Origin of the sequence: Propionimicrobium sp. PCR01-08-3, from assembly GCF_030286045.1 — a bacterium.
GTDB lineage: Bacteria > Actinomycetota > Actinomycetes > Propionibacteriales > Propionibacteriaceae > Brooklawnia.
The window spans coordinates 487161-499689 of record NZ_CP127390.1; the positions used below are offsets into that span (position 1 = coordinate 487161).

The window sequence follows — 12529 nt, forward strand, 5'->3', positions numbered from 1 at the left end:
AGTTATTTCAGTGTTCGGGTCGCTACGCTCCCCTGCGACTGATTCAATCGCTAATACCAGCCGTTTGCGTAGGAGTGTGCGAGCGCCTGCTGCCAGCCGCCATAGCGCTCCTTCACATACTGATCGCCCCACTGGAGCGCGACAATCGGATCGTTCCAGCTGCCCCCCAACTTTGAGCAGGGCAGGGCCTGGGTCAGGCCGCAGGCTCCGCTGGACGCGTTCACTGCCGAGGGATTCCAACCTGATTCGCGCTGTACGAGGATTTCGGCGGCCGACCAATCCGACTCGGCGATACCTGCCTGGGACATCCAGTCCGCGTGGCTGCCGGTGTAATCGGTCTGCTTGGTGCCGACGCTGATCTGTTCGTCGATGGGGTCGGTGGTGACTTCTTCGCTCACCACGGTCCGGGACTCCTCGGCCCCGTCGACCGTGGTCACCTGGTAGATGACGGTCTTTTCACCGTTGGTGCCCTCGGTGGTCACCTTGGTGGATCCCTTGGCCAGGGACGAATCGTCCGTGCGGTGCGATTGATAGTCGATCGCCACGTCTTCGGAGACCTCGCTGACCTCGACTCGCTGCACCGTGACCTCGGCGCCCTCACTCAAGGCGGCGGTGAGCTTGGGGCTCACCCGGTCGTTGCCGTCCAGCTGAATGCCGACCTCGTTGAGCAGGCTCTGGACGTCGGCAGCCGTGGTGGTCACCTCGGACCATTCACCGTCCGCCCAGATCCAGACATCCTTCGGGGTGCTGGCCGTGAAGGTCAGGCCGTCGCGTCCCAGAGGAGTCGAACGGTCCACCGACAGCCGGGTCGCCGGATCATGCAGGCCGATTTCTTCGAGTGCATCCTGCACCGTGGTCGCGGTCGTCCAGTAAGTCTCTTCCTCACCGTCGGTGATCACGGTCACCGGACGCACGTATTTCACGTCGACTTCGGTTCCGTCGTTGATCGGGGCATCGGCCGCGGGGCTGACCTCGTCGCGATCATTGAGCGCGATACCGCTGGCATTCAGCGCGTCCTGCACGGTGTGGCCCCAGATGTGAACGACCTGCTGCTCGCCATCGATGGTCAACTCGACCGCCTTGTTTGCTGCGCTGGCGGTGGCACCGGCGCCAAGTGACACCACGGTGACAACACCGGCGATGGCTACGGTGAGTGATCGTCTCATCGGTTCGTTTTCTCCAGTGCGCTAGGCGGCTCGTTCGATGAATAGCCTAATCGAAACCTGAGAAATATCAAAGAAAACCTGAGAGTATTACTGAAACACCTAGTCGCAGCCGGACAGTCCTTCTCAGGATCTCTCAGTCTTGGACGCTGACTGGTTGCTCGCTCGCCGAAAGGGGTCTGCTGCTGTTGCAGAGCGCGCGATATCTCCGGGTTGTGGCCAGGGGGTTGTGTTCAGGGGAGACCTGGCACAGCAAAGCGCCCTCGTCCGGATGGACGAAGGCGCTTTGAGTAAGCGGAAAACGGGTACTACTTGACCGAGGCCTTCGCGAAGCGCTCGGCAACGTCGTTCCAATTGACGACATGCCAGAAGGCGTCGACATAATCGGCCTTCACGTTCTTGTACTGAAGGTAGAAGGCGTGCTCCCACATGTCGAGCAGCAGCAGCGGAACCGAGCCGACCGGCAGGTTGTTCTGATGATCGTAGAAGGACAGCGTGTTCAGGCGTCCCGCGAGCGGATCGTAGACCAGGGCGCCCCAGCCGGAGCCCTGAATCGACAGCGCCGCCTGGCCGAACTGCTTCTTGAAGGCGTCGAAGCTGTCGAAGTACTCATCGATGGCCGCAGCGAGGTCTCCCGAGGGCGCTTCGGGAGCGTTCGGCCCCAGGTTCTTCCAGAACACGCTGTGGTTCTGATGCCCGGCGAGGTTGAACGCGAGATCCTTCTCCAGCTTGCTGATGGTTCCGAAATCGCCCTTGTCACGGGCCTCGGCGAGCTTGTCGAGCGCAGTATTCGCACCGTCCACATAGGTCTTGTGGTGCTTGTCGTGGTGCAACTGCATGATCTCCGCGCTGATGTAAGGCTCCAGCGCGCTGTAGTCATAATCAAGGTCAGGCAAAGTGTAAACAGCCATTGTCGCTTCTCTTCCTCTCCCGTGGGGGAATCGTGTCGTTCCCGGAAAGCAAAAACTGGAACCGGGCACCGTTGCCTTGTACAGCGGCGACCGCCCAGCTGTTTATTCCGGACTCGCCTACTTCTAAAGGTTTCACAGTCCTCCGTGACATCCAGGAGTCGTGTGTCGCGCGCCCGCGGGTGCAGCCGCTAGGTGTGCCCTTCAAAAGACGACGAGCCCAGTATTGGAGGTCGCCCGGATGGACCGTGCCTTCCGGGCGACCTCGTGATTGTGATCAGCCCTTGATGTCATCGCCGGCATCCTTGACTGCGTCCTTGGCCTGCTCGCCGGCCTGCTTCAGCTTCGACTTCGCCTGATCGGCGTTGCCCTCGGCCTGCAGCTTCTGGTTGTCGGTTGCGTCTCCGACGCTTTCCTTGATCTTGCCGGCTGCCTCTTGGGCCTTGTTCTTGATGTCGTCGCCCAATCCCATGGGTGGCCTCCTCTGCATATCGGGTGCGGTTTCAGTCCACACTAGGAGAATTGGCTAGCCACCGTGGCTGATTCGCTGCACGCGAAAGACCCGGAACCCTTTGGCCGACGCGATCCGTTCGGCGTTCCAGCCCTGGGTGGCGAGCCAGACCTGTAAGGAGTCGGCCCCGAGGTTCTTGCCCACCACCAGAAATGCCGAGCCCCCCGGGCTCAGCCTGGGCAGCCAGGTCAGCAGGAGTTGATGCAGAGCTTGCTTGCCTATCCGGATGGGAGGGTTCGACCAGATTTCGTCATAGCGCGGTTCTTCGCTCAACAGCTCATCCGGACGCCTGGCCCGCACTCGATCGTCCACTCCGAGTGCCCGGGCGTTTTCGGTCGTCAGTTGCAGGGCGAGGTCGTTGACGTCGACGGCGTCCACTTGCGCGTTCTCGCATTCGCTGGCCAAGGCGATCGCTATCGGACCGAATCCACAGCCGAGGTCGAGCAGCCTGGTGGCACCGTCGTCCGGCGGGGTGGCCGAGCGAAAGAGCACCCGGGTACCGATGTCGAGTTGGTGGGCGCTGAAGACCCCGGGCGCCGAATGGAATTCGTAATCGCGGTCCCAGATTCTCGCGTGCACCAGGTGTCTGGACGACCGGTCGGTTGGGGTCTCGAAATAGTGGCTCATTGATCGATCTCCTGCGGTTTGCGAAAGGACCTCGCTTGGGCTGCCCGGGCGGCCAACTGATCGTCCGGCGGATAGCCGACTTCCTCCAGGCAAAGCCCGTGGGCGGGCATCACGTAGACATCGTTGTGCCGCACCGGATGGGCGGCGACCTTGCCGAGCCAAGCCTCGTCGCGTCGTCCGGCACCCACCGCCCACAGCGCCCCGACCAGAGAGCGCACCATCGAATGGCAGAAGGCATCGGCGGTGACGTGGCATTCGATCATGCCGGTTTCGTCATCTCGTCGCACGGCGTGAAGGTCGGTGAGATGTCTGATCGAGGTGCCGAAATCGTTGCGCCGGCAAAACGGGGCGAAATCGTGCAGCCCGATCAGCAGCGTGGCCGCCTGGTTCAGGGCGTCCAGATCGAGACGTTCGCGGACGCGGGCCACGTGGCCGCGCAGCAGCGGATCGGGCTGCGAGTCGGCGTCCCACAGCCGGTAAACGTAGTGTCGCCAGATCGCCGCGAACCTCGCATCGAAGCCTTCGGGGGCGCGTTGCACCTGGTGGACGACGACATCGTTCGGAATCACCTTGAGCAGCCGCGAAGCCAGATGGGTGGCGTCATATTCCCTGGCCAGATCCATATGGGCGACTTGCCCGCGAGCATGCACGCCGGCATCGGTGCGCCCGGCAACCGTCAGCTGAACAGGATCGGTTGTGCGCAGCACCGTGCTGATCCATTCCTCCAGAGTTCCCTGAACGGTGCGGAGCCCTTCTTGGGACGCCCAGCCATGGAACCCCGATCCGTCATAGGCGATATCGAGGCGCCATCTCCTGGCGGGTTTGCCGGACGCCTCGATGCTCATGAGACCCTCCGGTAGGCCAGATCGGCGACGGGGCGCCCGACGTCCAGGCCGCGTCGCTCGAACTTGGTGATCGGACGCTCCGCCGGGCGCAGAGCCAGGCCGTTGCCGCCCGGATATAGGTTCGCCAGGCCACCAGTGGCGTCCAGTACCTCACGCATCTGGTCGGCGTAGTCGGGCCAGTCGGTGGCCAGCCACCACTCGCCGCCGATGGCGAGCCTGCCGGCGGCGAGCCGGGCGAACGTGGGGGAGACCAGCCGGCGCTTACGGTGCCGCTTCTTGGGCCACGGGTCGGGAAAGAAGGTGGAGATACGGGTGATCGAGCCTTCGGCGAACAGCGACTCGAGGCCCTGCACCGCGTCGGCCATCATCAGCCGCACATTGTGCACGTCGGCGGCCGCGAGCTTCGACATCGTGCTCGCCAAGGCTCGCTCGTAGACCTCGAAGCCGATGATGCGGGCATCGGGGTGGGTCAGGGCGCAGGCAACCAGGGCGTCTCCGGTGCCCGACCCGATCTCGACGAATATCGGCGAATCCTCAGCGAATGCGGAACCGAACTGGACACCCCAGTCGACCCGTGTCCCAGGGGCGATCGACGTGCTGAGCGCGCCGTGCGGCAGCTCGATCAGGTATTCGCCCGCGAGCCGGTGCAGCGCCTTCTGCTGGCTGGCGTTCATTCGGGGGCTGCGGCGCACAAACGACACGACCCCCGGCAGTTCTCCGTGTGAACGCGCCGACGGGCCGCGATCTGCCGAAAAGGGGCCGGAGCCATCTGCACTGGCAATCAGGGGCGCGTCGGACATGACTATCAGGATAGTTGGCCTCGGCGGCCCGGGATTCTCGTGCTGAATGATCCGCAGGGCGAGTCCGGCCGAGAATGAGCGGATAATGTCGGCGGCTCCTCAGGGGAGATTCGACGCAGAATCGGTTGCCGTAGCAGAGGTGATCAAGCACGATTGACCCATGCGAACTCTGCTCAATCTGATCTGGCTCGTCCTCGGTGGGATTTGGCTTGCCGCCGCCTACTTCATTGCCGGCATCATCGGCTGTCTGTTGATCGTGACGATTCCGGCGGGCATCGCCTCGTTCCGGATGGCGCGCTACGTCTTGTGGCCGTTCGGTGCCATCGTGGTGAAAAAGCCGAACGCCGGCGCCGGCTCGGCCGTGATGAACGTCGTCTGGTTCGTCACCGTCGGCTGGATTCTGGTCGTGGTGCACATCATCACGGCGCTGACCCAGGCGGTGACGATCGTGGGCATCGCCAACGCCGTGGTGTCGATCATGATGATCCCGGTGACCGCCTTCCCGTTCGGCAAGGACGTGCTCGACAAGGACGATCCCCGCGCCGCCTATCAGACCTCGCTGGTGCAGTGGCGGTAGGCAATGAGGCGCAGACAACGTAGAGGCTCACCGTAGCGGTGAACCTCCACGAAGCCCGTGCCAGGTGTGAAACTACGCCTTGCGGTACTCCTGCATCAGATTTGTCGGCATCAGCTCATAGCCGTGGAATGAACGGGTGAACGAGCCCGAGCCGCGGGCCAGACCGCGCAGATCGATTGCGTAACGGCTGAGTTCGCTCTGCGGCACCAGCGCCTTCACGATCGCCTGGCCCGAGGCATTGCTGTCGGTGCCCAGCACCTGGCCGCGCCTGTTGCTCAGATCGGTCATCACGGTGCCCAGGTATTCGTCCGAAACGGTGACGCTCACCTCGTCCATCGGCTCCAGGAGCGCCACCGTCGAATCGGAGGCCGCCTCTTTCAACGCCAGGGCGCCGGCCGACTGGAAGGCCATATCGGACGAGTCGACCGAGTGCGCCTTGCCGTCATAGAGGGTCACCTTGACATCGACCATCGGGTAGCCGGTCAGCGTGCCCTTCTCCATCTGAGAGCGGACACCTTTTTCCACCGACGGAATGAACTGCCGGGGAACGGCACCGCCGACGACCTCGTCGATGAACTCGAAGCCGGCGCCGCGCTCGTTCGGCTCCACCTTGATATCGCAGACCGCGTACTGGCCGTGCCCGCCCGACTGCTTGACGTGGCGTCCATGAGCGGTCACGGGCGCGATGAAGGTCTCGCGCAAGGCGGTGCGGATCTGGTCGGATTCGATGTTCACTCCGTACTTGTCCCACAGCCGGTTCATCAGCAGGTCTTGATGCGCCTGTCCCATCGTCCACAACAAGAGTTGGTCGGTGCCGGGAGCACGCTCCAGCCGGATGGTGATGTCTTCGACCTCGAGGCGCTGCAGGGCGCCGGCAAGCTTGTCCTCATCGTTGCGGCTGACCGCGCGGATGGCCACCGGCAGCAGCGGCTCGGGCAGCAGCCATGGCTCGACCACCACCGGCTTGTCCTGATCCGACAGCGTGTCGCCGGTCTCGGCAGTCGTCAGCTTGGCGATCATCACGACCTCGCCGGCCGTCGCCTGATCCTTGGGATACAGGTCGAGTCCGTTCGGCGCGCTCAGCAGACCGACGCGCTCCTCATCGTCGTGATCGGGGTGATGCTCGTTGACCACGCCCTGCAACTGCTCGCGGTGCCCGGCCACATGCACGGTGGCGTCCGGACGAAGCGTTCCACTGAACACCCGGACCATCGATTGACGCCCCGCGTAGGGGTCGGAAGTCGTCCGGATCACCTGGGCCACCAGCGGACCGTCGGCATCCACCTCGGGAGGATCGATCGGGTCCCCGGAAAGATCAGCCATCATCGGCGGCTGGTAGCGCAGCGGGGTCGGGAAGCCACGGTCGATCACACCGAGAAGTTCTTCGGTGCCCACACCGGTGGTCGTCACCGGGATCACCGGATGGAACTTGCCGTGATAGAGCGCCTTCATCATGTTGTTGACGACCTGGTCGACGGCCAGTTCTTCGCCCTCGAAGTAGCGCTCGAGCAGCTCGTCGTCCTCGGATTCGGTGATGATCGACTCCACGTAGTCGGTGCGGAAATCCTCGATCGCTGCCCGCTCAGAATCGCTGGCGGCACGCGCCACCCGCTCGCCGGACGAATAGTCGTGCACCTTCTGACTGAGCAGCGACAGGCTGCCCACGATCTGGTCGTCATCGCCGACGAACGGCAAATAGGCGGGGTGCACGCCCGCCCCGAAGATTTCCTGGCAGCGCTGCACGGTCTGCTCGAAACTCGCATGCTCGGTGTCGAGCTTGGTGACCACGATCGCCCGCGGTACCCCGGCACCCGCACATTCCGACCACAAGATCTGGGTGATGGCGTCGATGCCATCGGCGGCACTCACCACGAACAATGCGGCATCGGCGGCGCGCAGCCCTGCGCGCAACTCACCGACGTAATCCGGATTGCCCGGCGCGTCCAAGAGATTGATGACGGTGGACGCCCCGGTGGTGATGGTGGCCAGCGTCAGCGAGGCCGAGCGTTCCGCGTTTTCTTTCTCGCCGCGGTATCCGGGGATGCGGGTCCTTATCAGATTCTCGAACAACGTGGTCTTGCCCGAACCGGCCGATCCGACCAGGACCACGTTTCGTATGTCTGCCGGGGAGTTCACCTTGGGTGCTTGTGTGCTCGTCTTTGAAGCCATGACCTAACATTGCCGCGCCCGGCGATGTGCTGCAAGAAGTACGGCGAATTAATCTATGGGCTCTGCTATGGATGGCGTCCAAGATAGTGGTATTTGTGCTTGTCAAACGTCTGGAATTCGTCGATTGGCCCGGTGCGTCGGATCCTGTGATTCGGGTGAATCGTGGGGACCGATGCGGCAGGTGCGCGCCGCCCGGGTTCGGCGGCGGGCCCATCGTTGGTACCCTCGCTGGGTGCCTGCACGATCTACGACCACTTCTTTGTACTCCGGATTCCGGCCCGAAGTACAGGGTCTGCGTGCGGTGGCGGTGCTGATGGTGGTCGTCTATCACATCTTCATCGGGCGGGTTTCCGGCGGCGTCGACATCTTCTTGCTGATCTCGGCGTTCTTCATGACGCTGTCGTTCGTTCGCAAGTTCGACGATGGCCGCCCGCTGGCGATCGGACGCTACTGGCTGCACACCTTCAAAAGGTTGTTGCCGGTCGCGATCGGCACGATCGGGATCACCTTGTTTGCGCTGGTGAAGTGGTTCCCGGAGTGGGCCTATTGGGCCTATCGCGGTGAGGCGTTGGCGTCCGTCTTCTACCTGGAGAACTGGCAGCTGGCGGCGAACCAGGCCGACTACTATGCCGCCGGTGACTCGCTCGCCTCACCATTTCAGCATTTCTGGTCGCTGTCGGTGCAAGGCCAGGTCTTCTTGGCGTGGCCGTTGATCTTCGCGCTCACGGCCCTGATCTGCCGGAAAACGGGGCGCCGGCCGGTCAGGGTGCTGGCCTGGGTCTTCGGTTCCATCTTCGTCGCATCGTTGGTGTTCTCGATCTACCTGACGCACGCGAACCAGCAGCTCGCCTACTTCCACACCAGCGCCCGGGCATGGGAATTTGCTCTCGGATCGCTGTTGGCACTGGCGATTCCGTTCGTTCGTCCGGTCAAGTGGCGCAGAGTGGCCCTGGGCTGGATCGGTTTCGCCGGCATGATCTCGTGTGGAGCGGTGCTCGATGTACAGGGGGTCTTTCCCGGCTGGATAGCGCTGTGGCCGCTGGGTTCGGCAGCCGCGATCATGGCTGCCGGGCAGTCCGGCTCGCCGCTGGGAGTGGACCGGATCTTGTCGTGGCGTCCGGTGCAGAGGCTGGGCGACTCCGCCTACGCCTTATATCTGGTGCATTGGCCGATCCTGGCCACCTTCCGGGCCGTCACCGATCAAATACACGTGCCTCCGTTGGCAGGTCTGGTGCTGATCGCCGGCTCGATCGCGCTGGCGATCACGCTGACCAAGCTCGTGGACGAGCCGCTGCGCCGTTGGAAATGGTCCGAGGCCACCAATCGGCGGATGGCTATCGTCGTTGCCGGCTGGCTATGCATCGGCGCGGTGCCCAGCGGCATCTGGATCAACTACGACTCCCAGCGGTTGCGTGCCGAGACCGAACAAGCACGCATGCAATTCGTCCGGAACAATCCCGGCGCCCAGTCGTTGATGAGCGACTTCGTCTACGAAGGCGAACCCGGCGCGCCCGTGCTGCCGAAGGTCGGCGAACTGAACCGGCAATGGGTGAGCTTCCCCGAACAATGCTCGGCACGATTCGCCCCGCAAAACGACCTGGGTGCGGGCGAATGCTGGCAGACCCCCACTGCCTTTCTGCCGTCGCTCACGGTGGTGGTGGTCGGCAACTCCCACACCCAGCAGCTGCTCGGTACCCTGCAGCCGATCGCTGCAGAGCGCAACTGGCAGCTGGTGATCCTGCATTCTCCCGGATGCAGTTTCGGGCTGGGTGGGCCGGAGCCCTGTCAACAGACGAGCGCCGCCTTCTCGCAGTATCTGCTCGACGTCAATCCCGATGTGGTGATCACGCTCGCCACCCGCACAGAAGTGGAGAATGCGGCAGGGGAGCGGGTTCCCGATGGCTTCGCACAGGTCATCGACCCGCTGCTGGACGCAGGTATCTCTGTGGTGGGTCTCCGCGACACGCCACGGTTCGCGAGCGCCCCGGTGGACTGCTTCGCGCGGGCGAACGAATCGTTGGACGAATGCAGCGTGCCCTTGGAACAGATGCAGGCGAGCGCGAATCCGGCGAGAGCCTGGGACGAGCGTCCCGGATTCAGCAATGTCGACCTGAGCGATCTGTACTGCCCGAAAGACGAGTGCCCCGTGGTGATCGGCAATGTTCTGGTCTGGATGGATCATGATCATCTGACCCAGGATTATGCCTCGACGATGGCGGTGCCGGCCCGCAATCGCATCGTGACTGCCGTCGAAGGCTGACCTTCGCGGCCAATGAGCGCGAGGGCCGCAAGGGCTTGTTTTGACCGCGGCGACCCGACGAACTACAGTTGCTTCCGGTCGTTCCCGCGCGGTGTCTTCGTGGCATCGGGTCCCAGGAAGAATGGGGGCGGCCATTGAAGCATGTTCACGCGGAGCATCAGCCCGTGTGTTCTGGACAACCACGACGGGAAGATGCACTAACCGTGACTACTTACAGCCCGAAGCCTGGTGATCTCACCAGGAATTGGCTCGTGATCGATGCCACAGACGTCGTGCTGGGACGCTTGGCCACCACGGTGGCCGGGCTACTGCGCGGCAAGAACAAGCCGACGTTCGCTCCCCATATGGACGGCGGTGACTTCGTGATCGTCGTCAACGCCTCCAAGGTGGCGCTGACCGGCAAGAAGTCGACCGACTCGAAGCGTTACACCGTCTCCGGACGCCCCGGCGGCCTGCGTACCTTCACCGCCGGCGAGCTTCGCGACAACGATCCCCGTGCCCTGGTCGAGAAGGCCGTGTGGGGCATGATGCCGAAGAACAAGCTGAGCCGTCAGCAGATGGGCAAGCTCAAGGTCTACTCCGGACCGGATCACCCGCATGCTGCGCAGCAGCCGCAGCCGTACGAGATCACCCAGATCGCGCAGTGAGCGCGCACAACAACGAGGATTTGACCGTGTCCGAGACTCAGACCGAAGAAGTCGAAACCAATACCACCCCGTTCACCGATGAGCAGAACCGCGAGATCGCCTATCGTGCGGATTCGGCAGCAGGCGCCCAGGGTGCCTCCACGTCGCGTCCGTCGGTCATCGCTGCGGGCCAGGGCACCGGCCGCCGCAAGGAGGCCATCGCCCGCGTCCGCCTGGTGCCGGGCACTGGCAAGTGGTCGATCAATGGCCGCTCGCTGGAGGATTACTTCCCGAACAAGGTGCACCAGCAGTCGATCAACGAGCCCTTCGTCACCGCCGGTGTGGTGGGCTCCTATGACGTGATCGTGCGCCTGGCAGGCGGCGGCGTGACCGGCCAGGCCGGTGCGGTTCGCCTGGGCATCGCCCGTGCACTGAACGCCATCGACGCCGAGGCCAGCCGTCCCGCCTTGAAGAAGGCCGGCCTGCTAACCCGTGACGCCCGCATCAAGGAGCGCAAGAAGGCAGGCCTCAAGAAGGCCCGCAAGGCTCCGCAGTACTCGAAGCGCTGATCTTTCGTATCGCGCATTCTGTAGCGGCCGGTCATCTACGGATGGCCGGCCGCTGTGCTTTCATCTGGTGGCCCGATGCCGGGATTACCGGACGCGACCATTACGCTTGGCCCTTATGGCACGACTATTCGGAACCGATGGAGTACGCGGAGTCGCCAATGCCGACCTCACCGCAGAGCTCGCGATGGAGTTGTCAACAGCGGCCGCGAAGGTGCTCGGTGAGGCAGGGGCGTTCACCGGACGCCGCCCCACGGCGCTGGTCGGACGCGACACCCGTATCTCGGGGGAGTTGCTCTCGGCGGCAGTCAATGCGGGGTTGGCGAGCACCGGTGTGGACGTCATCGATGTGGGTGTCGTCCCGACTCCCGGGCTCGCCTATCTGGTCAACAAGCAGGGCACCGATCTCGGCGTGATGCTGTCGGCCTCCCACAACCCGATGCCGGACAACGGCATCAAGTTCTTCCAGCGCGGCGGGGTCAAGCTCGACGACACGATCGAGGACTCGATCGAGGAGCGGCTCAACGAGAACTGGTCGCGTCCGGTCGCCGGCGATGTCGGGCGCATCGATGCCGACGAGGGCCACGCGCTTCGCCAGGGCTACATCGACTACCTGGTGTCGAGTCTGGAGGACACCAGGCTGGACGGTTTGAAGGTCGTCATCGACGCGGCGAACGGGGCGGCGTCCTTCACGGCGGTGCCTGCCTTCGAGGCGGCCGGGGCCACGGTGATCGGCATCCACAACACTCCTGACGGTTTGAATATCAACGACCACGCCGGGTCGACACATATCGAGTCGCTGCAGGCCAAGGTGGTGGCCGAGGGTGCCGATCTGGGCATCGCGCTCGACGGCGATGCCGACCGCTGCCTCGCCGTGGACGCGAGCGGCGCGGTGGTCGACGGCGACCACGTAATGGCGATCCTGGCGCTCGATCTGAAAGAGCAGGGCAAGCTGCACAACAATACCCTGGTCGCCACGATCATGAGCAATCTCGGATTGATCAATGCGATGCGTGAGAACGGCATCCAGGTCGAACAGACCCGGGTCGGCGACCGCTATGTACTGGAGACCATGGCGAGCAACGGGTTCACGTTGGGTGGCGAACAGTCCGGACACGTCATCATCAGCGAATACGCGAACACCGGTGACGGTGTGCTGACCGGATTGCATGTGGCGGCGCGGGTGGCGCGCTGCGGCCGTCCGTTGACCGAATTGGCATCGGTGATGACCACACTGCCGCAGGTGATGATCAACGTGCCGAATGTCGACAAGATGCGCGCCGGCATCGATCCCGAGATCACCCGGGCAGTCACCCAGGCCAACAACAAGCTCGGGGACAACGGACGCGTCGTGCTGCGTCCTTCTGGTACCGAGCCGTTGGTACGGGTGATGGTGGAGGCCGCCACGAGCCAGGACGCCCAGCAGGTCGCTGAGGAGTTGGCTGCACTGGTCGCCACCCGCCTCGCCTTGTGAGAG

The 12529-nt window shown here is 63.7% G+C and carries 12 protein-coding genes; 5 read left to right on the forward strand and 7 right to left on the reverse strand.

The features are described 5' to 3' along the window. Nucleotides 1-50: 50 nt before the first annotated feature. The 6 genes from QQ658_RS02365 to trmB all read right to left on the reverse strand — a co-directional run bounded on the left by QQ658_RS02365 (nucleotide 51) and on the right by trmB (nucleotide 4854). Nucleotides 51-1166, reverse strand: a complete 1116-nt coding sequence (locus QQ658_RS02365; RefSeq protein ID WP_286026083.1) for a resuscitation-promoting factor — start codon at nucleotides 1164-1166, stop codon at nucleotides 51-53. 305 nt (nucleotides 1167-1471) lie between these two features. Then, the gene (locus QQ658_RS02370; protein ID WP_286026084.1) at nucleotides 1472-2074 is read right to left on the reverse strand and encodes a superoxide dismutase; all 603 of its coding nucleotides are present in this window, start codon (nucleotides 2072-2074) and stop codon (nucleotides 1472-1474) included. Between the two features lie 274 nt (nucleotides 2075-2348). Further along, on the reverse strand, nucleotides 2349-2543 hold the full coding sequence (locus QQ658_RS02375) for a CsbD family protein (RefSeq protein ID WP_286026085.1): 195 nt from the start codon (nucleotides 2541-2543) through the stop codon (nucleotides 2349-2351). 54 nt (nucleotides 2544-2597) lie between these two features. Next, nucleotides 2598-3209, reverse strand: a complete 612-nt coding sequence (locus tag QQ658_RS02380; RefSeq protein ID WP_286026086.1) for a class I SAM-dependent methyltransferase — start codon at nucleotides 3207-3209, stop codon at nucleotides 2598-2600. Further along, complete coding sequence (truA, locus tag QQ658_RS02385) at nucleotides 3206-4054, reverse strand: tRNA pseudouridine(38-40) synthase TruA (RefSeq protein ID WP_286026087.1); 849 nt, start codon at nucleotides 4052-4054, stop codon at nucleotides 3206-3208. Before truA ends, QQ658_RS02380 begins: the two co-directional genes overlap by 4 nt. Beyond that, nucleotides 4051-4854, reverse strand: a complete 804-nt coding sequence (gene trmB, locus QQ658_RS02390) for a tRNA (guanosine(46)-N7)-methyltransferase TrmB (protein ID WP_286026088.1) — start codon at nucleotides 4852-4854, stop codon at nucleotides 4051-4053. Before trmB ends, truA begins: the two co-directional genes overlap by 4 nt. 160 nt (nucleotides 4855-5014) lie before the next feature. Between trmB and QQ658_RS02395 the strand changes: the two genes are divergently transcribed. Then, nucleotides 5015-5431, forward strand: coding sequence for a YccF domain-containing protein (locus QQ658_RS02395; protein WP_286026089.1), 417 nt, complete (start codon nucleotides 5015-5017; stop codon nucleotides 5429-5431). A gap of 72 nt (nucleotides 5432-5503) precedes the next feature. Here the strand turns inward: QQ658_RS02395 and QQ658_RS02400 are convergent, their stop codons facing one another. After that, entirely contained in the window at nucleotides 5504-7600 is a 2097-nt protein-coding gene (locus QQ658_RS02400) for an elongation factor G-like protein EF-G2 (RefSeq protein ID WP_286026090.1), read from the reverse strand. Nucleotides 7601-7832: 232 nt separating this feature from the next. Between QQ658_RS02400 and QQ658_RS02405 the strand changes: the two genes are divergently transcribed. The 4 genes from QQ658_RS02405 to glmM all read left to right on the forward strand — a co-directional run bounded on the left by QQ658_RS02405 (nucleotide 7833) and on the right by glmM (nucleotide 12526). After that, the gene (locus QQ658_RS02405; protein ID WP_286026091.1) at nucleotides 7833-9860 is read left to right on the forward strand and encodes an acyltransferase family protein; all 2028 of its coding nucleotides are present in this window, start codon (nucleotides 7833-7835) and stop codon (nucleotides 9858-9860) included. A 203-nt stretch (nucleotides 9861-10063) separates the two neighbouring features. Further along, complete coding sequence (gene rplM, locus QQ658_RS02410) at nucleotides 10064-10507, forward strand: 50S ribosomal protein L13 (RefSeq protein WP_286026092.1); 444 nt, start codon at nucleotides 10064-10066, stop codon at nucleotides 10505-10507. A 26-nt stretch (nucleotides 10508-10533) separates the two neighbouring features. Continuing rightward, a complete protein-coding gene (gene rpsI / locus QQ658_RS02415) occupies nucleotides 10534-11055 on the forward strand; it encodes a 30S ribosomal protein S9 (protein ID WP_286026093.1) in 522 nt (173 codons plus the stop codon). 115 nt (nucleotides 11056-11170) lie between these two features. Beyond that, nucleotides 11171-12526, forward strand: coding sequence for a phosphoglucosamine mutase (glmM, locus tag QQ658_RS02420; protein WP_286026094.1), 1356 nt, complete (start codon nucleotides 11171-11173; stop codon nucleotides 12524-12526). The last annotated feature ends 3 nt before the right edge of the window (nucleotides 12527-12529 follow it).